This is a genomic window from Pseudomonas sp. Q11 (genome assembly GCF_024494355.1).
GTDB lineage: Bacteria > Pseudomonadota > Gammaproteobacteria > Pseudomonadales > Pseudomonadaceae > Aquipseudomonas > Aquipseudomonas hefeiensis.
This window is the reverse complement of record NZ_JAKNQY010000019.1, coordinates 73,610-96,294: the sequence shown is the minus strand read 5'-3', so window position 1 is coordinate 96,294 and position 22,685 is coordinate 73,610. Positions and strand designations below refer to the sequence as shown.

23 protein-coding genes are annotated in these 22,685 nt (G+C 62.0%); 14 read left to right on the top strand and 9 right to left on the bottom strand.

The features are described from left to right. Positions 1–7: 7 nt before the first annotated feature. From MA884_RS19615 to MA884_RS19580, 8 genes are all read left to right on the top strand, one after another. Positions 8–1,855, top strand: a complete 1,848-nt coding sequence (locus MA884_RS19615) for a DUF2341 domain-containing protein (RefSeq protein ID WP_256232036.1) — start codon at positions 8–10, stop codon at positions 1,853–1,855. An 11-nt stretch (positions 1,856–1,866) separates the two neighbouring features. Further along, positions 1,867–2,292, top strand: coding sequence for a biopolymer transporter ExbD (locus MA884_RS19610; RefSeq protein WP_092455456.1), 426 nt, complete (start codon positions 1,867–1,869; stop codon positions 2,290–2,292). Positions 2,293–2,294: 2 nt separating this feature from the next. Next, the gene (locus MA884_RS19605) at positions 2,295–2,999 is read left to right on the top strand and encodes an energy transducer TonB (protein ID WP_256232035.1); all 705 of its coding nucleotides are present in this window, start codon (positions 2,295–2,297) and stop codon (positions 2,997–2,999) included. A 39-nt stretch (positions 3,000–3,038) separates the two neighbouring features. After that, positions 3,039–4,730, top strand: coding sequence for a putative porin (locus tag MA884_RS19600; RefSeq protein WP_256232034.1), 1,692 nt, complete (start codon positions 3,039–3,041; stop codon positions 4,728–4,730). A gap of 15 nt (positions 4,731–4,745) precedes the next feature. Beyond that, positions 4,746–5,393, top strand: a complete 648-nt coding sequence (locus MA884_RS19595) for a DNA repair protein (protein ID WP_256232033.1) — start codon at positions 4,746–4,748, stop codon at positions 5,391–5,393. A 21-nt stretch (positions 5,394–5,414) separates the two neighbouring features. Then, positions 5,415–5,894 carry a YbjN domain-containing protein gene (locus MA884_RS19590; RefSeq protein ID WP_256232032.1) on the top strand — a complete coding sequence of 160 codons (480 nt, stop codon included), beginning with the start codon at positions 5,415–5,417 and terminating at the stop codon, positions 5,892–5,894. After that, complete coding sequence (locus tag MA884_RS19585; RefSeq protein WP_256232031.1) at positions 5,891–6,835, top strand: peptidylprolyl isomerase; 945 nt, start codon at positions 5,891–5,893, stop codon at positions 6,833–6,835. The genes MA884_RS19590 and MA884_RS19585 overlap by 4 nt, the downstream gene beginning before the upstream one ends. Positions 6,836–7,128: 293 nt before the next feature. Beyond that, entirely contained in the window at positions 7,129–8,127 is a 999-nt protein-coding gene (locus MA884_RS19580; protein WP_256232030.1) for a LysR family transcriptional regulator, read from the top strand. Here the strand turns inward: MA884_RS19580 and MA884_RS19575 are convergent. Together MA884_RS19575 and MA884_RS19570 are read right to left on the bottom strand one after the other, a co-directional pair. Continuing rightward, a complete protein-coding gene (locus MA884_RS19575) occupies positions 8,122–10,695 on the bottom strand; it encodes an EAL domain-containing protein (RefSeq protein WP_256232029.1) in 2,574 nt (857 codons plus the stop codon). The genes MA884_RS19580 and MA884_RS19575 overlap by 6 nt on opposite strands. A 147-nt stretch (positions 10,696–10,842) precedes the next feature. Further along, a complete protein-coding gene (locus MA884_RS19570; protein WP_256232028.1) occupies positions 10,843–12,642 on the bottom strand; it encodes a thiamine pyrophosphate-requiring protein in 1,800 nt (599 codons plus the stop codon). 278 nt (positions 12,643–12,920) lie between these two features. Between MA884_RS19570 and MA884_RS19565 the strand changes: the two genes are divergently transcribed. The 3 genes from MA884_RS19565 (at position 12,921) to MA884_RS19555 (ending at position 15,118) form a co-directional block, all read left to right on the top strand. Further along, positions 12,921–13,307: an EF-hand domain-containing protein gene (locus MA884_RS19565; protein ID WP_256232027.1), complete on the top strand. Its 387-nt coding sequence runs from the start codon at positions 12,921–12,923 to the stop codon at positions 13,305–13,307. A gap of 169 nt (positions 13,308–13,476) precedes the next feature. Further along, the gene (locus MA884_RS19560) at positions 13,477–14,364 is read left to right on the top strand and encodes a DUF692 domain-containing protein (protein WP_256232026.1); all 888 of its coding nucleotides are present in this window, start codon (positions 13,477–13,479) and stop codon (positions 14,362–14,364) included. Further along, a complete protein-coding gene (locus tag MA884_RS19555; RefSeq protein ID WP_256232025.1) occupies positions 14,357–15,118 on the top strand; it encodes a DUF2063 domain-containing protein in 762 nt (253 codons plus the stop codon). Before MA884_RS19560 ends, MA884_RS19555 begins: the two co-directional genes overlap by 8 nt. A 123-nt stretch (positions 15,119–15,241) precedes the next feature. On the opposite strand, the gene MA884_RS19550 is transcribed toward MA884_RS19555, so the two are convergent. The 4 genes from MA884_RS19550 to MA884_RS19535 form a co-directional block, all read right to left on the bottom strand. Then, a complete protein-coding gene (locus MA884_RS19550; protein WP_256232024.1) occupies positions 15,242–15,736 on the bottom strand; it encodes a DoxX family protein in 495 nt (164 codons plus the stop codon). Between the two features lie 17 nt (positions 15,737–15,753). Beyond that, positions 15,754–16,419, bottom strand: coding sequence for a ferric reductase-like transmembrane domain-containing protein (locus tag MA884_RS19545; protein WP_256232023.1), 666 nt, complete (start codon positions 16,417–16,419; stop codon positions 15,754–15,756). A 286-nt stretch (positions 16,420–16,705) separates the two neighbouring features. Then, complete coding sequence (locus tag MA884_RS19540) at positions 16,706–18,016, bottom strand: ATP-binding protein (RefSeq protein ID WP_256232022.1); 1,311 nt, start codon at positions 18,014–18,016, stop codon at positions 16,706–16,708. Then, on the bottom strand, positions 18,013–18,753 hold the full coding sequence (locus MA884_RS19535; protein WP_256232021.1) for a response regulator: 741 nt from the start codon (positions 18,751–18,753) through the stop codon (positions 18,013–18,015). Before MA884_RS19535 ends, MA884_RS19540 begins: the two co-directional genes overlap by 4 nt. A 232-nt stretch (positions 18,754–18,985) precedes the next feature. On the opposite strand from MA884_RS19535, the gene MA884_RS19530 reads away from it, so the two are divergent. The 3 genes from MA884_RS19530 (at position 18,986) to MA884_RS19520 (ending at position 21,198) form a co-directional block, all read left to right on the top strand. Next, positions 18,986–19,249: a DUF2790 domain-containing protein gene (locus MA884_RS19530; RefSeq protein WP_256232020.1), complete on the top strand. Its 264-nt coding sequence runs from the start codon at positions 18,986–18,988 to the stop codon at positions 19,247–19,249. A 179-nt stretch (positions 19,250–19,428) separates the two neighbouring features. Beyond that, positions 19,429–20,640 carry a cytochrome c biogenesis protein DipZ gene (locus MA884_RS19525; RefSeq protein WP_256232019.1) on the top strand — a complete coding sequence of 404 codons (1,212 nt, stop codon included), beginning with the start codon at positions 19,429–19,431 and terminating at the stop codon, positions 20,638–20,640. 228 nt (positions 20,641–20,868) lie between these two features. Then, on the top strand, positions 20,869–21,198 hold the full coding sequence (locus MA884_RS19520; protein ID WP_256232018.1) for a hypothetical protein: 330 nt from the start codon (positions 20,869–20,871) through the stop codon (positions 21,196–21,198). 18 nt (positions 21,199–21,216) lie between these two features. Here the strand turns inward: MA884_RS19520 and MA884_RS19515 are convergent, their stop codons facing one another. The 3 genes from MA884_RS19515 to MA884_RS19505 are packed head-to-tail and all read right to left on the bottom strand — an operon-like array spanning position 21,217 to position 22,654. After that, positions 21,217–21,723, bottom strand: a complete 507-nt coding sequence (locus tag MA884_RS19515) for a DUF6644 family protein (protein ID WP_256232017.1) — start codon at positions 21,721–21,723, stop codon at positions 21,217–21,219. Beyond that, on the bottom strand, positions 21,723–22,073 hold the full coding sequence (locus MA884_RS19510; RefSeq protein WP_256232016.1) for a DUF6152 family protein: 351 nt from the start codon (positions 22,071–22,073) through the stop codon (positions 21,723–21,725). Before MA884_RS19510 ends, MA884_RS19515 begins: the two co-directional genes overlap by 1 nt. A gap of 26 nt (positions 22,074–22,099) precedes the next feature. Continuing rightward, positions 22,100–22,654 (bottom strand): DinB family protein, encoded by a 555-nt coding sequence (locus tag MA884_RS19505; RefSeq protein ID WP_256232015.1) that lies wholly within the window; start codon positions 22,652–22,654, stop codon positions 22,100–22,102. Positions 22,655–22,685: the final 31 nt, after the last annotated feature.

The window sequence follows — 22,685 nt, the reverse complement described above, 5'->3', positions numbered from 1 at the left end:
CATGTCCATGCAACGCTTATTGTTATCCCTGTTTATCTGCCTGGGGCTGGTGCTTCCAGCCACGGCCAACGCCTGGTGGCAGGACGACTGGCACTATCGCAAACAAATTTCCGTGGACACCACGCCCCAAGGCGCGGCGATCAGCCAGGCCCTGGGCCGCACCGCATTGCTGGTACGCCTGCACACCGGCAACTTCACCTTCGACGGTGTCAAGGATGATGGCTCGGACCTGCGTTTTGTCAGTGCCGATGACAAGACCGTGCTCAATCACCAGATCGAAAGCTTCGACCCGTTGATGGGGATGGCCTTGATCTGGATCGATGTACCGAACGTGGAGGGTGGCCAGCGTCAGGATCTGTGGATGTACTACGGCAACCAGAAGGCGCCGGCCACCGGCAGCGGTCAGTTGACCTTCGACCCGGATTACACCGCCCTTTACCACTTCGACGGCGCCGCCGGTGTACCGCCCCGGGACGCCACGGCGTATGGCAACAATGCCCAGGGCGCCGCTGGTACCAGCATCGATGGCGTGATCGGTCGGGCCTTGCAATTCAACGGCCAGCCGCTGCTGTTGCCGGCCAGCCCTTCATTGCAGCACAGCGCCGGTGCGGCGTTCACATTCAGCGCCTGGCTGCGCCAGGATCAGGCCAGCGGTGAACAGGTGATCCTGGCCCGCCGTGAGGTCGCCGCCAGCCTGTTGGTGGGGGTGAACCAGGGTGTGCCGTTCCTGGACATTGACGGTCAGCGTGCGGTCTCGACTCAACCGTTGAACCCCGGTCAATGGCAACACCTGGCGTTGACCGCCTCGGGCGACCGGGTCGTGCTGTACGTCAACGGTCGTGAAACCGCGAGCCTGGCGGTGGCGATGCCTGCGTTCAATTCGCCGATCGCCCTGGGGGCCGATCTTTCTACGGGGCTTGCCACGGGGCTGGTCACCGACCTTTCAACTGATCTCCCCAGCGAGACTTTCGTGCCGTTCAGCGGGGCAATGGACGAGGTGCGTCTGTCCAAGATCGCCCGTCCGGCGCCGCTGCTGTTGGCTGATGCCAATGCCCAGGGCGCCGAATCAAAACTGGTGGCCTATGGTGTCGATGAAGAGCAGTCCGGCTTCGGTTTCGGCAGCCTGGGTTTCCTGCTCAACGCTGTGCCGCTGGACGCCTGGGTGATCATCGCGGTGCTGGTGCTGATGATGTTCCAGTCGTGGGTCATCATGATCCGCAAGAACCGCATGGTCAGCCGCCTCAGTGCCGCCAACGAAGCCTTCCGTGAGCAGTTCGCCGCGATCGGCACGCGCCTGGAAATGTTCGCCGACGACCAGGACCTCGCCCAGCGCCTGCAACATTCGTCCCTGTGGCGGTTGTACCTGGTGGCGGTCAAGGAGATCCGCACCCGTCGCGAGCAAGGCGCCGATACCTCGTCGGTGTCGGCCGCCACCATCGAAGCGATCCGCTGCTCCATGGATGGTGTGCGCACCCGGGAAAACCAGCAACTGAGCTCGAAACTCTCGACCCTGTCCAATGCCATCGCCGGCGGGCCGTACATCGGCCTGCTCGGCACGGTGCTGGGGATCATGGTGGTGTTCCTCGGCACGGCCATGGCCGGTGACGTGAACATCAACGCCATTGCCCCGGGCATGGCCGCGGCATTGCTCGCCACCGCCATGGGCTTGTTCGTCGCGATCCCTGCGCTGTTTGGCTACAACCGGCTGATCACCCGCAACAAGGAAGTCAGCGCCGACATGCGGGTGTTCGTCGACGAGTTCATCACGCGCCTGGCGGAGATGCACGGCGAAGGACAGTCCGGTGAAGCGGCGCATCGCCGTGACCATCACGTTCAATCGCCCGTACCGGCCTGAGGAGCGCAGTCATGGCTAGCGTAAACGCTTCACACGATGACGACGATGACGCAGCGGTGGACAGTATCAACGTCACGCCGTTGGTGGACGTGCTCATGGTGGTGTTGGTGATGTTCATCCTCACCGCTACGGCGCAGGTGTCGGGTATCCAGATCAACCTGCCCAAGGCCAGCGCCTCGGTGTCGTTGTCCGAAGCCAAGACCAAGGCCATTTCGGTGAACGACGGCGGGCAGGTGTTCCTTGATGCCTACCCGGTGACCCTGGGCGAGCTGGAAGAGCGCCTGCGTATCGAAAAGGCCCAGAGCCCGGACTTTCCGGTGATCGTGCGCGGCGACGCCACGGTGCAGTACCAGAAAGTCATCGAAGTGCTGGATCTGTTGCGGCGCCTGGAATTGTCACAGGTCGGTCTTGTGACCGGCAAACCGAGCCAGGGCTGACCATGACCGCCAAACTTCCCATCAACCCACCCCCGGTGAAGAACGCGCCACTGCGCCTGCTCAAGTGGGCTGGCGCCCTGGTGCTGGGCGCCGTGGCGGCCTGGCTGCTGTGGCAATGGGCCAACGACATGAGTGGCGTGCGCCGTGAAGCGCCGAAGGTGCCAACCATTATTCCGCTGCCACCGCCGCCACCGCCGCCGCCGGAAAAACCCAAGGAGCCGGAGCCCCAGGTCGAGGAGAAAGTGCTCGAGCCAGAACCGACCCCGGAGCCCGAGGAGATCAAGCCCGAAGAAGAAGCGCCGCCGTCACCGGTGGATGACCTGGAAAACCCCATGCAAATGGACGGTGATGCCCAGGCCGGCAACGACGCGTTCAACATCGGTGCGGGCAAGGGCGGTGGCATGGCCGGGGCTGGAGGCGGACGCCTGGGTAACGGCACCTACAGCCAGTTCCTGGCGTTCACCTTCCAGCGCCTGCTTCGGGAAAACCCCGAACTGCGCAGCCTGGCTTTCTCACTGCAGGCCGACGTCTGGCTGAGTGCCGTGGGCGAAATCACCCGGGTCGAGCTGGTCAAGTCCAGCGGCAACCGGCAGGTGGATGAACAAGTCATTGCCGCCTTGCGCACCGCCCCCCATCTGAGTGAGCGGCCACCGGCCTCCCTGACTTTGCCCGTGCGCCTGTCCTTGCAGGGACGGCGTCCGGGTTAACCGAATATTTGAAAGTTTGCGAACAGGAGTTGTGTGCAGATGATTTCCAATGTGAATCGATTGTCTTGGGCAATCGGCCTGGTTGTATTGAGCCTGGCCGGGCACGCGGCCGCCGCCCCGGCGCCGTCGGAAAACGCCACGATCAATCTGATCCGCCTGCTGGTACAGCAGGGCGTCTTGAAACAGGACCAGGCCGAGGGCCTGATCGCCCAGGCTGAGCGTGAAGCCGTGCAGGCCCGCCAGGCGGCCACGGCGGTCGTCGCAACACCGGCCGGCGCACCGGGGGATGTGCGGGTGCAATACGTGCCAAACATCGTGCGCGAGCAGATCCGCGATCAGGTCAAGGCTGAAGTCATGGCCACCGCCAAGCAGGAAAACTGGGCCCAGCCCAACACCTTTCCGGATTGGGTCTCGCGGATCAGTTTTGATGGCGACATTCGTCTGCGCGATGAGTCGCGCTACTACTCGGGCAACAACAGTAACGAAATTGTCGACTTTTCCCGGCTCAATGACCGAGGACCGTACGACGTCAATCCCAACAGCAGCTCCAGTCTGCCGCCGTTGCTCAACACTCGCGAAGACCGGGAAAACCTGTTCCGCCTGCGCGCACGCCTGGGCATGAAGGCCGTGATCGCTCCGCAATGGACCGCCGGCATTCGCATCGGTACCGGCTCGGACAACAACCCGGTGTCCACCACCCAGACCCTGGGTGGCGGTTTCGGCAAGAAGGACATCTGGCTCGACCAGGGTTACCTGACCTGGAAACCCTCGGACGACTTGACCCTGACCGGCGGGCGAATCGCCAATCCGTTTTACTCCACCGACCTGTTGTATTCCGGTGACCTGAATTTTGATGGCGTAGCGGCGATTTTCAACCGCAAGCTCAATCAGGACTGGGGCCTGTTCGGCACCGTCGGTGCGTTCCCGGTGGAGTACACCAACGACACCAGTACCAGCAACGGTTCCGACAAAGAGGAGAGCGACAACAAGTGGCTGTACGGGGCGCAGTTGGGGGCCAAGTGGGCGATCAACGACAGCAACCGCGTCAAGGGCGCGTTCGCCTATTACCGCTTCGACGATATCGAAGGCCAGCGCTCCTCGCCGTGCGAGCCGTGGGCCGGTGACCCGGGTTGCGACAGCGATGGCTCGCGCGTGGCGTTCATGCAGAAAGGCAACACGGTGTTCCTGCTGCGGGACATCACGCCCAATCCTCTCAACCCGTCCACCACGCCCCAGCCGCAGTATGTCGGCCTGGCCTCGGAGTTCAACCTGCTGGATTTGAATCTGGAGTGGGACACCGATCTGCCGCAAGACCTGAAACTGCGCAGCCAGGCCAACTACGTGCATAACCTGGGCTACGACGAAAGCGAGATGCGCAAGCGCTCCGAAGGCCAGTTCGCCAACAACCTGGACGAAAACGGTGAGGTGGAAAGCGGCGCCAACGCCTGGATGCTCCAGTTCACCTTGGGTAACTCACTGGAACTCAAGCGCCGGGGCGACTGGAACCTGTTCGCCGGCTACAAGTACATCCAGCCGGATGCCTTGCCGGACGGTTTCAACGATTCGTCGTTTCACCTGGGTGGCACCAATGCCAAAGGTTACTTCCTGGGCGGCAACTATGGTCTGGCGAACAACGTCTTTGCCACCGGTCGCTGGCTGAGTTCCGAAGCGGTGTACGGCGCGCCGTATGACATCGATGTCTTGCAGCTTGAAATCAACACGCGCTTCTAAGCGCAGGGAGGCCTCATGAAAAGGCGAGCCATGAACCATTGTCCGGTCGCGTTGCTGGTGCTGGGTCTGCTGTTAGGCGGCACGGCTCACGGCGAAGGAATGGAAGAGCGCCTGCGGGCGCAATTGCGCAGCACCACCGCACAGTTGCAAACCTTGCAGAGTGAACAGGCCCAGGCCAGCGCCGCCCGGCAGGCGGCGCAAGACCAGGCCAGGCAAGCCCAGGAGCAGATCAAGCAATTGACCGCGCAGTTGAGCAAGGCCCAGGCCCTGAACGAGCAACTGGCCGGGCACGAGCAGAACCTGCGAAGCCAGGCCCAGGCCCAGGTGGCGGCCAGCAACGACCAGATCGGCAAGTTCAAGAAAGCCTATGACGAGTTGCTGGTCCTGGCCCGTGGCAAGGAAGCCGAACGTGCTCGGCTGGAAGGTCAGCTGAGTGAGCGTGACACACAAGTGCAGCAATGTTCGGTCAAGAATCAGCAGATGTACGAAGTCGCCAAGACGCTGCTCCACGCCTACGAAACCATTGACGTCACCGACGTCATGAAAATCCGCCAGCCCTTCGCCGCCAAGACCCGGGTGCGTTTCGAAGAGCTGGCCCAGGGCTTTGGCGATGACCTCTACAAAAACCGTTTCGATGCGCCCCAGGCCTCGATCACCCATTGATAGCGCAAGGAAGAGTCGACCATGACTTCATTGATTGAACACGTCAGCCCAACGTCCCTGACCGAGCTGTTGCAAGCCGCCGGGTACCGGGTCAACGAAACGGAACAGAACGGCATCGTGCAACTGCTTAGCGCCAGCCAGGGCATCGGTTATGCGGTGCGCTTCGGCAACCTGTCGGCCGCGCCTGATCAGTATCTGGACTTCACCTTCAGTTGCGCCTTGCGGGTACAGGGTGAGTTGCCGGCCGGTCTGGCCGAGCTATGGAACGCTTCGCGGCGTTTTGCAAGGTTGTCGGTGCAGGGTGAGTTCCTGGTGATGGAAATGGATGTTGTGGTCGCGGCGGGTGTCAGCGCTGATCACTTGCGCAGCAACCTGGAGTTGTGGGATCGCCTGTTGCAGGAATTCATTGTTTATCTGCGCGAGTACAGCCAGAACGCGGCACGGATGCAGCCCCAGGTTGAACCCGCCGAGCTCCCGATGGAGGAGGCCAGCGCATCGTGAAAAAACCGACCTTTGTTATCAGCGCCGCCGCGTTGGGCCTGGTCGCCGTGGCTGTTGTGCTCGGCCTGAGGCCGGGCAGCGATCCGGTAGCCGCGGTGCAGACCGTGAGTGTTGCCTCGGCCGATTCGCTGAGTCTGGCCCGCTTGGGCAACCAGCAAGTCAGCCCGCAAGAGCTCAAAGTGTTGCTGTCAGCTCTGGCGCCGGAAGTTCGTCAGCAGATGCTCGGCAACCGAGCGGTCCTGGAGGGTTGGATCCGTACGCGGCTGGCAGAAAAAGCCGTGCTGGAACAGGCCGATGCCCAGGGCTGGCGTCAGCGCCCGGAGGTGGAACGCCAGACCCGGGCCGCGGCCGAGCAGATCGTGTTTCGTGATTACTTGCAGTCGGTTAGTCAGGTGCCGGCCGAGTATCCCAGTGAGGAGGAATTGCAGCAGGCTTACGAGGCCGGGAAAGCCAACTGGGCAGTGCCGGCGCTGTACCGGGTTAGCCAGATATTCCTGGCCGCGACCGAGCCGCAAACCGTGGAGGCAGCGCGCCGCAGAGCCGTCGAGTTGAGCCAGAAAGCCCAGGCGTCGCCGGCAGAGTTCGCCGCCCTGGCGAGCCGTTTTTCCCAGGATCGCACCAGTGCCGAGCGCGGTGGCGACAGTGGCCTGCAACCTTTGCAGCAACTGGTGCCGCAAGTGCGTGAGGCTGTGGCGCGTTTGAAGCTCGGTGGCGTATCGGACCCGGTGCAGAGCGCGGCGGGGTTCCATGTGATCAAACTCACTGAACAACAGCCACCTCGGGAAGCAACCCTGGATGAAGTACGCGAGCGCCTGACCCAGGCCTTGCGTGCCCAGCGCCAGGAGCAGATTGCCAAGGCTTACCTTGACGGCATGCTTGACACCGCGACCCTGAGCATTGATGGCGCACAGTTGAGCAAGGTGCTGGAGGAGGCGCGTTAACCAAGCCCACACCTATTGGCCTGTGTGGCTAATTTGTGCACTCAACTTCGGCGCCAGAACTTGTGTACTCGAATTAACCGTACAGACCACTAGCTTTTGTGGCGAGGGAGCTTGCTCCCGCTGGGCTGCGAAGCGGCCCCAAAAAGCTATATCCAGATTCCCGCTGGAGGACCGCGGTAACCTCATGGGGGCTGCTGCGCAGCCCAGCGGGAGCAAGCTCCCTCGCCACGGGAATTATGCTTGGCTGGAGTGTGCATCAACGCTTGTCCCGTACAACCGACAGGGAGTCACCTATGTCATTTACCGAGCCCGCAGGACGCCAGGCTGTCACCGAGTATCGCGCACCGTTGCGCGTTGCTGAGCCCTGGCTGGCCCTGGCATCGGACATTGCGCCTCAGGTGGCGCAGTGTTTTCTGGTCAGCGCCCGTTGCGGCTGTTTCATGCAAGCGGCTCGCAGCCTGAACGTCAAAGCCACCTGGCTGCGCAAGCAGTTGGCGCATCTGGAGGCGACGCTGCAACGGCCGCTGTTCAGTTTCCAGGGCAGCGCCTTGACCCTCAGTCGCGAGGGCCGGCAATTGCAGGCGCGATTGATTGCACAGGTCCACGAAGGCCCAGTGCCCCTGAATGATCAGCCGCGGGTCCGCCTGGCCGTGGCCGAGGCGATTCTGCACGATATCCTGGGCCGTGACCTGATCTCTTTGCTGCGGCGCAATGCCAGTGTGCGGTTGCAGATCATCACCCTGGACAGTGAGCTGGCGCTGCAAGCCATTAGTGCCGACCTGGTGCTGTGGTTGAGTGACTCGCACGCATTGGGGCCGGGGCCGAGTTTTTCCACGCAAGCGCCAGAGCAACTGGCGCGGCTGGATTATGTGCCACACATCGCCAAGCGCTACTCACGCCCGGCTAGCCGCCCGGGTTGTCTGGACGACCTGAGCGACTACATGCTTGTGCAATGGCAGCCAGACTGTCAGGTGGACAGCTTTGCGCCGTGGAACGCTCTGATGGAGCAACGCCGCGCGGGCGTGGTGCAGGTGCAATCCTACGCGTTGATGCTGGAAATGATTCGTTGCAGCGCCTGCATCGGGCTGTTGCCTCAGTACATGAGTCGCTTGGACCGTGGTCTGATCGCGTTGCCGGGGGTGTTCGAGTGCCCGATGCAGCGTCAGTTATGGATGGCCGTGGGCAGTCACGCCCAGGACATGCCGCAAGTGCAGATGCTTGTCGAATTGATTCGGCACACGCTGGATGAGCGCAAAGAGTGGTTTCAAATAAGCCAGAACGATGGCCTATAACCACCGGGGCGTTGTAAAGAACGAGGCCATTTCCGAGCGGGCCAGGGCCGAGCCGAAGTAGGGGCCTTGAACGTGGTCGCAGGCCACGCTGCGCAACTGGCTGAATTGCCGGGCGTTCTCGATGCCTTCGGCGGTGACCATCAGCCCCACGCTGCGGCTGAGTCGGATCATCGCCAGGACGCCTTCCTGATCATGCTCCAGGCCCAGTTGAGCCAGGATGTTGCGATCGAAGCGAATGCCATCGAACGGCTGGTTCAATACCTCGCGAAGGGAGGCGATACTGGTGCCGAACTTGTCGATGTTGATGCACACGCCAAGGTCCTTGAGCGCATGAAGGGTACTGGCGACCGTTTTGTGGTCGCTCAGCAGAACCCCTTCAGCCACTTCGAGGGTCAGGCGGTGGGGGGCCAGGCCGCTTGTCTCAAGGGCCGTTCGCACCTGCTTGAGTAAGAAGCTGCTGCTGAACCACTTGGGCGAAACCGCGATGGAAACGTTGACAGCGGTGGGCCAGGTCACGGCTTCTTCACAGACGTTGATCAACATCCAGGTTCCCAGCTCTTCCAGCTGGCCAGACGTTTCGGCGATCGGAATGAAGTCCGCTCCGCCCAGTTCACCTTTCTCGGGGTGGTGCCAGAAAGTCTGGGCCTCGAAGCCGTGCAGTTGTTCGGCGCACACATCGAAGCGAGGCAAGTAACGCAGCTCCAGTTGCTCGCTTTGCATGGCGTCGCGCAGTTGCTGCTCATAGCGCCGACGGTCGCGGGCGATGTTGCCCATCGCCTCCTCATAGACCCGCCAGGTGTTGCGACCCGCCGCCTTGGCCGCATACAACGCGATGTCCGCGTGGCGCAACAGTTCAGTGGCGCGTTCGTCACCGGGTTGCGACCAGGCCACACCGATGCTCACGCCCAGGTACAAGGTATTGCCGTCCAGGTGCATGGGGCGTTGCATGCAATCGATCAGGCGTTCACAGAGTTGCTCCAGGTCCTGGGCACTGCCGGGATCAGGCATGACGATGACAAACTCATCACCGCCCAGACGGGCCACCAGGTCGGAACTGCGCACGTTTTGCTGAAGGATATGGGCCACTTCCCGCAGCACCTTGTCGCCCACGGCATGCCCCAGGGAGTCGTTGACCGGCTTGAACCGGTCCATGTCCAGGTTCAGCACCGCCAGCGGTGCGCCATCGGCCGGGTCCAGGTGTTCGCTGAGGCAATCAAACAGCCGGTTTCGATTGGCCAGCCCGGTCAGCGGGTCGTGCAGGGAAAGGTGCTTGATCTGGGCCAGCGCCCGTAGCTCCTCGGTGATGTCGGTGGCGGTGCCCCGAAAGCCTTGGGCACCGGCTTCAATGGCCCGCACCGAAAGCTTGCAGGTGCGGATGCGTTGATTGCGCGCGGTGTACTCGCATAACAACGGGGCCGCCGAGTCGCTGTTGGCTCCGCCGAGCAGCCATTGGGCAATCGAAATCGAGCCGCCGTGGGGATGGAGCAGCCTGTGCAGGGGCTTGCCCAGCCATTGGGTGGGGTTGAAGCCGGTCACTTGTTCAAAACGTTCCGACAGGTAGGTCAGCGTCCCGGTCGAATCCACTTCCCATAACCAGTCGGAGGACACTTCGGCAATGTCCCGAAAGCGTTCTTCGCTATGTTCCAGTGCCTTGCGGTGGGCCAACAGGCTGGCGTATTGACGTTCCTGGGCGCGAAGCATGACCAGGGCATGGCGCAGCACCGCCAGCGCCAGGATCGCCAAGACCAGCAGTGCCAGGACCAGCAAGGGCAGCAGTACCTTGCGCAGGTCGTTGCCGGGGGTCTGCGGATGCCAGGCCAAAGCCTCGTCGGACTGGCCGTCAAGGGATATCCGGGCGGTGCCGATCTGCTCCGGCGCATCGGTGATGTGGGCACCCGGCAGGGCAAAGTCCCGCGCCAGGTTTTGTAAGGAGGCGGCATCAAGGACTTTCACGAACAGCAGCAAACTGGGTGGGCCCGGGATTTCGGGCACGCTGTCGTCGGTGCCGACGGTGAGGGCCGAGGCGGCGACGAACGCGGGCACGCCGTCGTGATGCAGCAGCTCGACGATGACTTCATCGCGGTTCTGCGGGGCGCTGGCTTTCTTCGCCAGCGCTTGCAGGTCACCGGTAAGCCATGTGCCGGCGTCGACCTCACTCATATCGCCATTGATGACCGAATAGATGGTCTTGCCTGTCGGGGAAATGACAAACACCGCCTGGTAGCCGTAGAGCCCGAAAACGCTGCTGCCGACGTTCTCCTGGTCATAGGCCCAGTCTTTATCCATTTCGACGTGCAGATGCCGGTAGGCGTCGCTCCACTTGGAATAGTCACTCAGATCCCGTCCGATGCCGGCGCGGATACCGTCGATGGCGCGCTGGGCGAAAAACTGGCTCTGTTCACGGGCGCGCTCATCCTGGGCCCCGGTAATGTTGAGCAATAGTGCGATCGCCAGTGCCGACATGACGAACAGCAGAAGCATGATGGCCGGGAAGGTGCGACGGGTAAAACTTTGGCTGGGCAGGCCTGGGGGCGAAACGGTGGAGTCGTTGCCAGCATCTTCAGTCATAAACAAGCCATCAGCTAAACGCGAAATATCCCGCACGCCTCTGTATCGGCTGTCGGCTCAATTAACTTAACCGATCCGACAGCTGACACGGCGCAGAGGCGCCTGGTTATTGGCCTTGAAGCAAAACGACCGTCGCAGGGTGGCGCCTCACTCCTTGTCTTGGCGATGACCCGGCAGCAGGTTGCTGAGTACCTGTTTGGCGGTCTGCACAACGATGCCGCGCTGGTTCGGATCGCCTTGCAGCAAAGTCGAGGCAAATTGCTTCGCCTGTTCCAGCTTGATGTGTGGCGGCAACGGTGGCACGTCGGGATCGGTCCGAAACTCAATCAGCACCGGACGGTCCGCAGCTAGCGCTTGCTCCCAGGCGGCAGCCACATTGTCTTCATGCTCCACCAGGATGCCCTTCAGGCCAATGGATTCAGCGAACTGGTGGTAGGGCACGTCAGGGATGTTCTGGGATGCCTCGAATTTAGGATCGCCCTCCATCACCCGCTGTTCCCAAGTCACCTGGTTCAGGTCCTGGTTGTTGAATACCGCGCAGATCCAGGTGCCATTGGCCCAGGTACGCCAGTATTTGGCGACGGTGATCAGTTCGGCCATGTTGTTCATCTGCATCGCGCCATCTCCCACCAGAGCGACCACCGGTCGATCAGGGTGGCAGAATTTCGCGGCGATGGCATAGGGCACGGCGGCACCCATGGATGCCAGTCCACCGGACAACGAACACATCATGCCGCGGCGAATCCTGATATCCCGGGCGAACCAGTTGGCGCAAGACCCGGAATCGCAGGTGATGATGGCGCGATCCGGCAAGCGCGGGGACAGCTCGAACGTGACCCGCTGTGGGTTGATGGGCTTGGCCGACACGAGGGCGCGGTTTTCAAGGGTTTTGTCCCAGTCTGCTCGCCAATGCTCGATTTTCTTGCGCCAGGCGCGATCGGTTTTTTCTTCGATCAGCGGCAGCAGGGCCCGCAGGGTGTCGGTGCTGTCACCTTGCAGATTGACTTCCATGGGGTAACGCAGGCTGAGCATGTCCGGCTGAATGTCAATCTGCACCCCCCGGACCTGGCCTTCGGGCGGCAGGAATTCGGCATAGGGGAAGCCGGAGCCGATCATTAGCAATGTATCGCAGCCGGCCATCAGCTTGTCGCTGGGCTCGGTGCCCAGCAAGCCGATGGCGCCGGTGACCCAAGGCAGGTCGTCCGGCACGGCAGCCTTGCCCAGCAGGGCCTTGGCCACGCCGGCGCCCAGTTTTTCGGCGATGGCAATCACCTCATCGGTGGCTTGCAGCGCGCCGGCGCCGACCAGGATCGCGACTTTCTTGCCGGCATTGAGGACTTCGGCCGCTTTGCGCAAATCCTCTTCATAGGGCACGACCTTGGGTTTGCGGTAGCCGACGCCGGAATGGACCGTACCGTGCTTGTGGGGTGGTGCTGTGTACTCCATGTCCTGCAGGTCATTGGGCAGAATCAGCGCCGTGACCCGACGCTTGCCGACCGCCGTGCGCACGGCGCGGTCGATCAGATGGCGCACTTGGGACGGTGCGCTGGCTTGCTGGACGAAGGCTCCGGCGACGTCCTTGAACAGGCTGACCAGGTCCAGTTCCTGTTGGTAGTGCCCGCCCAGTGCGGCGCGGGCCTGCTGGCCGCTGATGGCAAGGACGGGCATGTGGTCCATTCGGGCGTCGTAGAGGCCTGTTATGAGGTGAGACGCGCCCGGCCCCGAGGTGGCAATACACACCCCTAGCTCGCCGGTGAATTTGGCATGCGCGCAGGCCATGAAAGCCGCCATCTCCTCGTGACGCGCCTGGATGAAGCGGATTTTTCCATCGGCGCGGTTCAATGCACCAAAAACGCCGTTAATGCCATCGCCCGGATAGCCATAAATACGACGAACCCCCCATTGGTAAAGGCGTTCAACCAGAAAATCACCCACGGTCATGGTCATGTCTGTCCCTCGTTTAATCGGCCGCAGCAGGTCTGCAGCGTTGACGGTCATACAGGACTGGACCAATGCAGGCCGCTCAAGGTTTAGATTTTTTCGCGGGCGGGCCCGACGTGGGCGTGTATCGGAGTGTGTATCGGAGCGGCCTGGATACACCTGCTTGTCTTCACCTCGGCCGGCGACACAGCCCGGATACACATCGACGGTTAACTACGCCTGCCAGCCGACACCGATTCCCGGTGCGGGTGACTGGCGTATTTGATCTTTCGAGGAAACACCCCATGCTCAACTTCTCCAGCAGTTCGTCTCTTGCACTCGGTCTGGCCCTGGTCGGCGGCCTTGGCCTTTCCACCGCGGCCTCGGCCCTGACCATGAACGACCTGGCCCAGGGCTACACCCTGGCGGCGGCCGATTCGGTGAAGAAACCCGCTGAGGGCAAGTGTGGCGAAGATAAATTCGCCAAGACCGATACCAATCACGACGGCAAGGTTTCGCGCGAGGAGTTCATCGCGGCGGCGCCAGAGCGCGCGGCTGAGTACGACAAGATCGACGCCAACCATGACGGCGGCATCTCGCTGCCTGAAGCCGAGAAATACCTGGCGGGCCAGGCGAAGAGCGCCGAAGGCAAATGCGGCGAGGGTAAGTGTGGGGCGGCTATCGAGTCCTGACTTTCACTGGTGGGAAGCCTGATGGGGCGGGCGCCAGTCACAGCGATGCCCTGTTGAGCAAACAACTGTGGCGAGGGAGCAAGCTCCCTTGCCACAGGGTTTGGTTTTTACAGACTGATTGGCAATCGTCCTTCAAGGCTTCCCATCTCTTACCCCAAGGAGATGTGCCATGCCTCAACATTCAGGCCTGAAAGGCCCCGCCATACTGGCCACACCCTCAATTTCCAAACCCTCAGTAGGCCTGGGCCTGCGCCGCGCCTTGCTCGATGAACTGCGCGAGGCGCCCGCCGGGGATTTCGACTTTCTCGAAGTGGCCCCGGAAAACTGGATCGGCATTGGCGGCGCTCATGGCGCCGCTTTGCATTGGCTGGCCGAACGCTATCCGTTGTCGTGCCATGGCCTGTCGTTGTCTCTGGGCGGACCGGCGCCACTGGACCTGGCGTTTCTGACGCAGGTGCGCGATTTCCTGGAACGCTTCAACGTACCGATGTACAGCGAGCACCTGAGCTACTGCGGCGATGAAGGGCACTTGTATGACTTGCTGCCGTTGCCCTTTACCGAGGAAGCGGTGCATCACGTAGCGGCGCGGATCCGGCAGGCCCAGGACGTTCTGGGACGGCGCCTGGCGGTGGAGAACGTCTCCTATTACGCCGCACCGCAACAGGACATGTCGGAGCTGGAATTCACCCGTGCGGTCTTGCACGAAGCTGATTGCGACCTGCTGCTGGACGTCAATAACGTCTACGTCAACTCGGTCAATCATGGCTTCGATCCCCAGGCATTCCTGGCCGGCCTTGAGCCTGGGCGGGTGGTGGGCATGCACGTGGCCGGGCACTACGACGAGTCCGATACCTTGAAAATCGACAGTCATGGCGCGCCGGTCAAACCGGTGGTATGGGCCTTGCTGGCCCAGGCCTACGCACGTTTCGGTGTGCAGCCGACCTTGCTTGAACGGGACTTCAATTTCCCGCCCTACGCCGTGCTGGTCGCCGAACTGCAGACTATTCGCCGATTGCAGCTTCAGGCCGAGCCAGGGCAGGCGGTGGCCCATGGCTGAAATCATGCAGACACTGCAGCAACAGCAACAGGTGTTGACCCGCTACCTGCGCGACCCTGAACACTGTCCGATTCCGCCCGGCATGGACGTGGCCCGGGCACAGGTATATCGCGACCTGATTTTCGAGAACATGCGCGCGTTGCTCAGTGGCACCTTTCCGGTGTTGGTGAGCGTGCTCGGGCAGGAGGCTTGGCGGGTCTGCGTACGCCGCTTCTTGCGTGAGCATCGTTGCGTCGCACCGCGGTTCGCAGAGATCTCGGGAGAGTTCGTGGGTTATCTCGCGGCCCGGCAATCGCCTGACGAACCGGCGTTCATGGCTGAGCTGGCTCACTACGAGTGGGTCGAAATGGCGCTGCTGCAAGCGCAAGCCGAGTCGCTGCCGGCTACTGACGAGGCAGCATTGCTCGATCGGCCTTTGCGTGTTTCACCTTTGGCCTGGCCGCTGGTGTACCTCTGGCCGGTCCATCGCCTGGCGCCGGGCTACCAGCCCTCGACGCCACCGCCGCAACCGACGCTGCTGCTGGTGCGGCGAACGCCTGGGTTTGCGGTGCGCTTTTCTGAGCTCAGTCCATTGGCCTGGCGCTTGTTGCAGCGTATCGGGCAGTTTCCCGGCTTGGCTGGGCGCGGCCAGTTGTTGGCGCTGGCACGGGAGGCGGGGGTGGATTCAAGCGAATTCATGGACAGCGCGGTTATGTTGTTGCGCCAGATGCACAGGGAAGGGGTTGTCGGGGGGCAAGCGCAATCGGGCAGTTAAACGCAGAACCCTCCTGTGGGAGCGAGCCTGCTCGCGATAGCGGTGGACCAGTCACATCGAGGTTGGCTGGGATACCGCTATCGCGAGCAGGCTCGCTCCCACAGGAGTATGTATCAGACAATGTTATCGGCGGTATCCACGAGTGAGCAGCGCATCCACACTCAACTTCCCGGCCCCCTGCAACACCAACGGCAACAACGCCACCAGATAGATCAACGGCAGTTTGAAGTTGCCATGGCCTTTGTTGGTGATGGCGTACCCTTGGGCCAGTTCATTCAAGGTTGACCAATCCGCCGGCCAGTGCACGGCGGCGGTGGCGACGACCGTGACGACCATCAATACCAGCGCCGAAAGGCGAGTGCCCAGGCCCATCAGCAGGGCGAGGGCGCAGAGCAGTTCGGCCCACATCGACAGTTCCCAGTTCCAACTGGCCGGCAGGTGGTTGAAGGGGAAGGGGAATGCAGCCTGGATTTGGGCAAACCAGTTTTCGCCCTGCCATTTCTCCCGACCGGATTCGAAGAACTCCCAGGCCAGGAACAGGCGCAGGCCCAATGGCCCTAGCCATGTCCCCGCCTGTTCGAGCGTTATGCGCAGGCCTTTCAAAACATTTGCAGACATGATCGATCCCCCAGGGCTCAGTTCGGTTTGTCAGTGGCAACCGGAGCGGCTGCTGCGCGGCCCAACAGGGATGAATTCTTTCGGCGCGAGTTGGCCTGGGCGAGCTTGCCCACCAGACGGACCGCGATGGCGGCGCAGGTCAGGCCGAAGGGCAGCACGTACCAGGCACTCATGGGAATGCGCTTGAAGTTGGAGTAGGCAAAGATCGCCACCAGCACCCACATACCGCTGACGTGCAGGCGTTTCCAGGCTTTGGCGCCAATCAGGCGTGTGGTGCTTTTGAAGGAGGTCAGGGCGAGCAGCAGGATGAACACGTAGCCGACGGAGCCGGGGACATTGCCAAGGGTGGTGCGACCCGGCCAGAACTCGGGGTTGAGCTGGCCGTAGCTGTAGATCAGCACGGCGTGCACCAGATGGGAAAAGGCGAAGGCCAATCCGATGAAACGTCGCTCGCGGACCAGGGCCCGGCTCAGGGGCGACGGCACTAGCACGGCGAACGCCGAGGCGGTGAAGGCCAGCAGAAACAGGGCGAAGGATGAGCGGGCCGTGGCGCGGATGGCGCTGCGCACACCCTCGGTCAGGTCCGGGTTGAGCGCCAGGGTCAGCGCGGTCATCAACAGTACCAGGGCGGCGAGCAGGCTGAACAGCGACCAGCCCTGGAAACGAAACGTGGAAGCAGGCATGAGAAGGCTCCTTGGGGGTGAGGGCCCGGCCGTGAATAGCAACCGGGGACACGAGGGAGTTTTTCAAACGGCTGTAAGTGGGGTGTGTCTGCAATGCGGCTGTTTGCAAGCCTGTGTACCCCTGCCTGTGGCGGACACATTGGCATACAAAGCCCGATAACATTGAAGCCTGGGTTGAACCTTTGTGGGAGCGAGCCTGCTCGCGATAGCGGACTGTCAGGCTACATCATTGTTGAACGTGCCGACGCCTTCGCGAGCAAGCCCGCTCCCACAGTTTGGTTGCCCGTTAACTTTCGACCCTCAGCCGCAACTCGGCACACAACCCGCCGCCGTCACGATTGCTCAAGGTCAGCGAACCGCCCATGGCGATCGTCAGTTGCTGGGCGATGGCCAGCCCCAATCCGGTCCCACCGGTCTCTCTGTTACGCGAGTTTTCCACCCGGTAGAAGGGTTTGAGCACCTCGGCCAGCTCCTGCTCATTGATGCCGGGACCACGGTCCAGCACCTGGATCATCAGTTGCCCGTTGTCGGCAGGTTGCACCTGGATCTGCGCCGCGCCGCCGAACTTCAAGGCGTTGTCCACCAGGTTGACCAGTACCCGGCGCAGGGCATGGGGCCGGGTGTCGATGACCGCGGCATTTTTCCCGGACAACTGCACGTCCTGCCCGGTGTCCTGATAGTCGAACACCAGGCTATCGAGAAACGCATCCAGGTTGATGCGGCAGCTGGCTTCGGTGGCCCCATGAATGCTGCGGGCATAGGCCACGCCTTCGCGCACCAGGTGCTCCATTTCACTCAGGTCGCTGCACAGTTTGTCCTTTTCGATGCCGTCGTCCATGAATTCGGCGCGCAGCTTCATACGTGTGATGGGCGTCTGCAAGTCATGGGAAATCGCCGCCAGCAACTGCATGCGTTCCTTGAGGTAGGCGGCGATACGGTCCTGCATGGCATTGAACGCCTTGGCGGCATGGACCACTTCGGTCGGGCCTTTTTCGTCCAGGCGTACGCTGTGGGCATTCGGGTCCAGGGTTTCAACTGCCTGGGCCAGACGGGTCAGAGGACCGACGGCGATGCGCACGGCCAGCCAGGTGCAGCCGATCAACAGCGCCAGTTGCCCCAGCAACACCACCGGGAGCCAGGGGGAGAGGGGCATCATCGCCGGCCGCACGTCGATGGTCAGCGGGCTGTCGTCGGCCAGGCGCAGGTGGGCCTGGTAGTGCTGATGCGGTCCGGGAATGTTGGTGAACGTCAGGGCGTAGGCGTGGCCGATGGCCTCCTGGATCGAACTCACCGACACCGGCGCGTTGTCAGGAAGCATTCGCTGGCCTGGCTGACCTTCATCGAGCAAGTAGCCATAGTTGCGTCGGGCGAGTCTCGGCAACCAGGCCTGGCGCTCGGCAGCCGGCAAACGATCGAGAATGGCCACGGAGGTCGAGACGTCGGTTTCCAGGTTGCCGAGCATGGTGGTCTTGGCGCTCTGGTAGCGCTCGTAGTACTGGGCGCCGAACGACAGGCCCTGGGCCAGGATCAGCCCGATCAGGAAGATCAGCGACAGGCGCGAGGCCAGGGTGCGCGGCCAGCGTAGCGACAGGGTCATACCGAAGCCTCAAGGATCTCCACCGGCAGCGCGAACACATAACCTTCGCTGCGCACGGTCTTGATGTAGGCGGGCTCCCGGGCATCATCCAGCAGCCGTTGACGCAGGCGGCTGACCAGCAGGTCGATGGAGCGATCGAACAGGTCAGCGTCCCGGCCCTGGGTCAGGTTCAGCAACTGATCGCGATTGAGCACCCGCTGCGGGTGGTCGAGGAACACTCGCAACAGGCGATATTCGGCACCGCTCAGGGCGACCATCGTGCCGTCGGTGTCCAGCAGATGCCGGGCGGTGGTGTCCAGGCGCCAGCGACCGAACGCCAGCAGGCGACCGCTTTCGGTGACGACCAGGTTGGGTGGCAACATGCGGGTACGCCGCAGCACGGCATTGATCCGCGCCAGCAACTCCCGGGCGGCGAAGGGTTTGACCAGGTAGTCGTCGGCGCCCATTTCCAGGCCGATGATGCGGTCGGTTTCATCGTTGCGGGCGGTGAGCATCAGCACCGGCGTGGCCTTGTGTTTGCCAGCGCGCAGTTCCCGGCACAGCACCAGGCCATCATCGCCCGGCATCATGATGTCCAGCACGATCAGGTCCACCGGGGTGGTCTCCAGAAAGGCGCGCATCTGCCGGCCATCGGCAACCACGGTGGTACGCAGGCCGTTCTTTTTCAGGTAGTTGCCTACCAGCTCTCTGATTTCGCGATCGTCATCCACGATCAACACATGATCGACGTGATCCATGGTGTTCTGCCCCTTGGCGTTTCGGTGTGATCAGTCTACAGACGCCGGCCGGCCCGGCTCGAGACGGTTTGTATTGCAGTGTATCTGGCGCGCGGCGGATACACAGGGATTCAAAAAGCCGCGTTACCCGATACAGACGCGATACCTCAAGGGCATTCAATGGCATCCATCGAGGCGGCACAACACGCCCCGGCCGAAAAACACACCCATTGAATGCATCGAGGATACCGCCATGAACACCAAAGCCGTCTACGCCGCCTGCCTCTTCGCCGCGCTGAACATCTGCACCTTATCGGCCCGGGCCGAGAGTCACGTCCAGGCTCAGACCTACGCCTACGGCACCCACCTGGATATCCAGAAGGTCCTGTCGTTCAGCGAAGATCCGAACCCGACCTGCGGCGTGGTGAATGCCCGCATGACCTACCTTGACTCAGCGGGCCACAAGCAGGCGCTGGACTATCGCAAGTTGGCTGACAACTGCAGCAACCAGAACTGACTCGCCGTGGCAGCCAACCTGTGACAGTAAATCTGTGGGAGCAAAGCTTGCTCGCGATGCAGGCGCCTCGATTCCTGGCAATAACCGCGTCGTCGTTTATCGCGAGCAAGCTTTGCTCCCACAGAGGCGCCGCCCGATTTGGTGTGTTCTGTCTATCTACCTACCGTTGAGGTGTTGCCATGCTTCTGATCGCTTTTCTGGGCGGGATCCTGACGATCCTCAGTCCCTGCATCCTTCCGGTGGTGCCGTTTCTGTTTGCCCGGGCCAATCGCTCGCGGGGCTCGGTCCTGCTGACGCTGGCCGGCATGGTACTGACGTTTGCCCTGGTTTCGAGCCTGGCGGTGGTCAGCAGTGAGTGGGTCGTGCGAGCCAGCAGCGTTGGCCGGCAAGTTGCCCTGTGGGTGATGGTGCTGTTTGCCTTGTCGTTGATGTTCAGCCGCGTCGGTATATGGCTGGCGCGACCGCTGGTGAGCCTGGGCAACCGTATTGATGCCGGCGCCGGACGGATGGCCGGGCCGGTGGCCTCGGTGCTGATCGGGGTCGCCACCGGGTTGCTCTGGGCGCCGTGCGCCGGGCCGATACTCGGGGTGATTCTGACCGGGGCCATGCTGCAAGGCGCGAGCGCTGAAACCAGCCTGCTGCTGCTCGCTTACGGGCTGGGCAGTGCCTTGTCGCTGGGTGTGCTGATCCTGGCCGGGCGCGGATTGGCCGACCGCCTCAAGCTCTCATTGCCGATCACCACTTGGCTGCGCCGGGGCACCGGTGTTGTGGTCTTGCTGGCGGCTGTGGCGATTGGCACGGGTGCCGATGATCGGCTGTTGGCCAGTACCTCCTCCCAAGGGGCTACGACCCTGGAGCAGGGGTTACTGAAGAATGTGCCCAAGGTCATCGATTACCTGGTCGAAAAGGCCAGCGCAGCACCCCTGGAATCGCTTCAGCCTCAGGGCAACATGCCGCCACTGGAAGGCGCCGTGCAATGGTTGAACTCGCCACCGTTGAGCAGCGAGTCGCTGCGGGGCAAGGTGGTTCTGGTGGATTTCTGGACCTATGACTGCATCAACTGCCAGCGCACGTTGCCCTATGTGAACGATTGGGCGCGCAAGTATGAGAAAGATGGGCTGGTGGTGATCGGCGTGCACACGCCGGAATACGGCTACGAGAAGATCATCGACAACGTGCGCGAGCAGGTTCGCAAACTGGGGATCAACTACCCGGTGGCGATCGACAACCAATATGCAATCTGGCGCGCCTTCAACAACCAGTACTGGCCCGCCCACTACTTCATCGATGCCAAGGGACAGGTGCGCTACAGCCACTTTGGCGAGGGACGCTATGGCGAGCAGGAGCAGGTGATCCAGCAGTTGTTGCAGGAAGCCAAGGCGAGCCAGTAACCCGTGACGAGGGAGCTTGCTTGTGGTGAGGGGATCTGTGGGAGCAAGGATTGCCCGCGATGAACGATAACGCGGTTCAGTTGTTCGACCGCGGTGCGGCTATCGCGGGCAAGCCTTGCTCCCACAGAGAAAAAATTTCTCTATATGGAGTTGCGTAGCCGTGCTGGCCCCTTGCTCTTTCCAACGTTGTCAAACTTCTTTTATTTCAGAAAGTTGGGCGACAAACCTATGCGGATTTCTATGTGGGTCGTGGTGACGTTTTTCCTGGTCGTCGTTTCGTTTGAAGCTCAGGCAAAGGCACTGGCGAAAAACCAGCAATCGGTATGCCGCTGGGGTTCGGACATTGCCGCTGGCGCCCAGGCGTCGAAACTCTCCGGGATCAGTCTGTATGGCGCGCGCAAGAGGTTGCAGGTGCGCAAGTTCCCCCGGCCATGGATGCGCATGACCGCCCTGGGTATCACCGAGCAGACCTATAACAGCGCTTCACGTCTCAAGCCCGCCGCCATCAAACAGACTTACTACGAACAGTGCGTGCGGCATGCGCTGGCGCGAAGATGAAGCAACGCAGAGCCGCCTTCAGGTATAGGCCAGCAAACGCCCACACAACACCACCGCGAACCATACCGCCACGGACAGCACCGCCTGCGCTTTTGCCAGTCCTGGTGCCGCGCTGGCGGTGTTCCATTGGCTGACCGTGCGATAAATGCCGAGGTGAAACACCAGGGCGTTGAGGCCCGCTGTCGCAATCAGGCACAGCTTGAGGATAAACACGCCGTTGCCGGCGAAGTCATGGGGATGGGCGCTGAACATCATCAAGCCGGCGGGCACGATCAATAGCAGGGCCGCAAGGGCCCACGGCAGTAGATGGCGGGCCAACGCCGTCACGGCAATGTCCTTGGACACCCCAAGCACCCGCAGATCGAACATCACCACCGCGCCCACCAGCAGCGAAAATCCGATGATGTGTACCACCTCCACCAACGGGTAGAGCCACAGCTCGCCGCGCATGGCCACCGCCAGGGACGAACCCTCCAGTTGGTCCAGCCAGCCCTGCGGGTCGTTGCCTGCCTCGATGGCCTGCATCAGCGCAACTCGACGGTCTTGTTGTCGACGGTGATGCGTTCTGCGCGCAACTCATCGGGTTTGTTGCGGTTTGCATAGCCGGCCACGCCCACCTGAGTGCCAGGCTTGAGCATGTCCTTGCTCAGGCCTCGGTTCTCCATGCGTGACGGCGGGGCGAGGACCACGGTCCAGGTTTTGTCCGCCGTTTTCAGGCGCACGAAGCCATGGGGGTGCGAATAGCCGGATTCTTCTATCGTTCCGCTGAGTTGCAGGGCGTTGTCAGTGTCGTACTCGCTCCAGCCGTGATGGGCCAGAACGGTCGTTGCCACCAGCATCAACGATAAGCCGATGCAACCCAGTATGTGTTTCATGGCAGGTCTCCTGTTGGATCATCGGTTCAGTCTGGCAGGTAGTTACGCCAGACGCGGTCTTCGCCGAGCAGCAGTTGCTGCTCCTCTTCTTCGCGAAACTTGCGGTCGCAGTCGAGGAAGAATTCATCGAGTTGCGGCGGCTCGACGTGGGCGGCGCTGAGCATGGTGTGGACCTGTCCACGATGATGGATCTGATGTTCGAACAGGTGCAACAGCAGCCGGTCGATTCGTTCGCGCACCACACCGTCGACACGCACCAGATCGACGAAACGGGAGAGGTCTTTTTCCCGCAGGGCTTCGCAGAACGCCACCAGCCACTGGTCGGTTTGAGTTTGGTTGCGCAGCAGTTGGGCAAAGGCCAGGGTCTGGGAGAAGTCCTTTATCTGGCCGTCACGGTCGCCTTCCAGGGCGGTGAGGTAATAGCGGTCCACTTCCAGGATGTGGCAAAAGGTGGCTTGGATGGACGGGAAGAACCCCGTGCGCGGAGCCTCATATTCGGCCTCGCTCAACTGCGCACAGGCAGTGAGTAGTCGGTGATTGGCCCACTGATTGTTCAGGGCCTGGGCCAGGAAATAGTTCATGGGGCACCTTGTGTGCGAGTTGCTCGCGATG

Coding starts and splice junctions, on each gene's coding strand:
- MA884_RS19550 (WP_256232024.1), bottom strand. CDS start 15,736: ATGTCTGCAAATGTTTTGAAAGGCCTGCGCATAACGCTCGAACAGGCG.
- MA884_RS19575 (WP_256232029.1), bottom strand. CDS start 10,695: ATGACTGAAGATGCTGGCAACGACTCCACCGTTTCGCCCCCAGGCCTG.
- MA884_RS19595 (WP_256232033.1), top strand. CDS start 4,746: ATGAAAAGGCGAGCCATGAACCATTGTCCGGTCGCGTTGCTGGTGCTG.
- MA884_RS19600 (WP_256232034.1), top strand. CDS start 3,039: ATGATTTCCAATGTGAATCGATTGTCTTGGGCAATCGGCCTGGTTGTA.
- MA884_RS19545 (WP_256232023.1), bottom strand. CDS start 16,419: ATGCCTGCTTCCACGTTTCGTTTCCAGGGCTGGTCGCTGTTCAGCCTG.
- MA884_RS19525 (WP_256232019.1), top strand. CDS start 19,429: ATGCTTCTGATCGCTTTTCTGGGCGGGATCCTGACGATCCTCAGTCCC.
- MA884_RS19560 (WP_256232026.1), top strand. CDS start 13,477: ATGCCTCAACATTCAGGCCTGAAAGGCCCCGCCATACTGGCCACACCC.
- MA884_RS19535 (WP_256232021.1), bottom strand. CDS start 18,753: ATGGATCACGTCGATCATGTGTTGATCGTGGATGACGATCGCGAAATC.
- MA884_RS19520 (WP_256232018.1), top strand. CDS start 20,869: ATGCGGATTTCTATGTGGGTCGTGGTGACGTTTTTCCTGGTCGTCGTT.
- MA884_RS19605 (WP_256232035.1), top strand. CDS start 2,295: ATGACCGCCAAACTTCCCATCAACCCACCCCCGGTGAAGAACGCGCCA.
- MA884_RS19530 (WP_256232020.1), top strand. CDS start 18,986: ATGAACACCAAAGCCGTCTACGCCGCCTGCCTCTTCGCCGCGCTGAAC.
- MA884_RS19515 (WP_256232017.1), bottom strand. CDS start 21,723: ATGCAGGCCATCGAGGCAGGCAACGACCCGCAGGGCTGGCTGGACCAA.
- MA884_RS19540 (WP_256232022.1), bottom strand. CDS start 18,016: ATGACCCTGTCGCTACGCTGGCCGCGCACCCTGGCCTCGCGCCTGTCG.
- MA884_RS19510 (WP_256232016.1), bottom strand. CDS start 22,073: ATGAAACACATACTGGGTTGCATCGGCTTATCGTTGATGCTGGTGGCA.
- MA884_RS19570 (WP_256232028.1), bottom strand. CDS start 12,642: ATGACCATGACCGTGGGTGATTTTCTGGTTGAACGCCTTTACCAATGG.
- MA884_RS19580 (WP_256232030.1), top strand. CDS start 7,129: ATGTCATTTACCGAGCCCGCAGGACGCCAGGCTGTCACCGAGTATCGC.
- MA884_RS19615 (WP_256232036.1), top strand. CDS start 8: ATGCAACGCTTATTGTTATCCCTGTTTATCTGCCTGGGGCTGGTGCTT.
- MA884_RS19505 (WP_256232015.1), bottom strand. CDS start 22,654: ATGAACTATTTCCTGGCCCAGGCCCTGAACAATCAGTGGGCCAATCAC.
- MA884_RS19590 (WP_256232032.1), top strand. CDS start 5,415: ATGACTTCATTGATTGAACACGTCAGCCCAACGTCCCTGACCGAGCTG.
- MA884_RS19555 (WP_256232025.1), top strand. CDS start 14,357: ATGGCTGAAATCATGCAGACACTGCAGCAACAGCAACAGGTGTTGACC.
- MA884_RS19565 (WP_256232027.1), top strand. CDS start 12,921: ATGCTCAACTTCTCCAGCAGTTCGTCTCTTGCACTCGGTCTGGCCCTG.
- MA884_RS19610 (WP_092455456.1), top strand. CDS start 1,867: ATGGCTAGCGTAAACGCTTCACACGATGACGACGATGACGCAGCGGTG.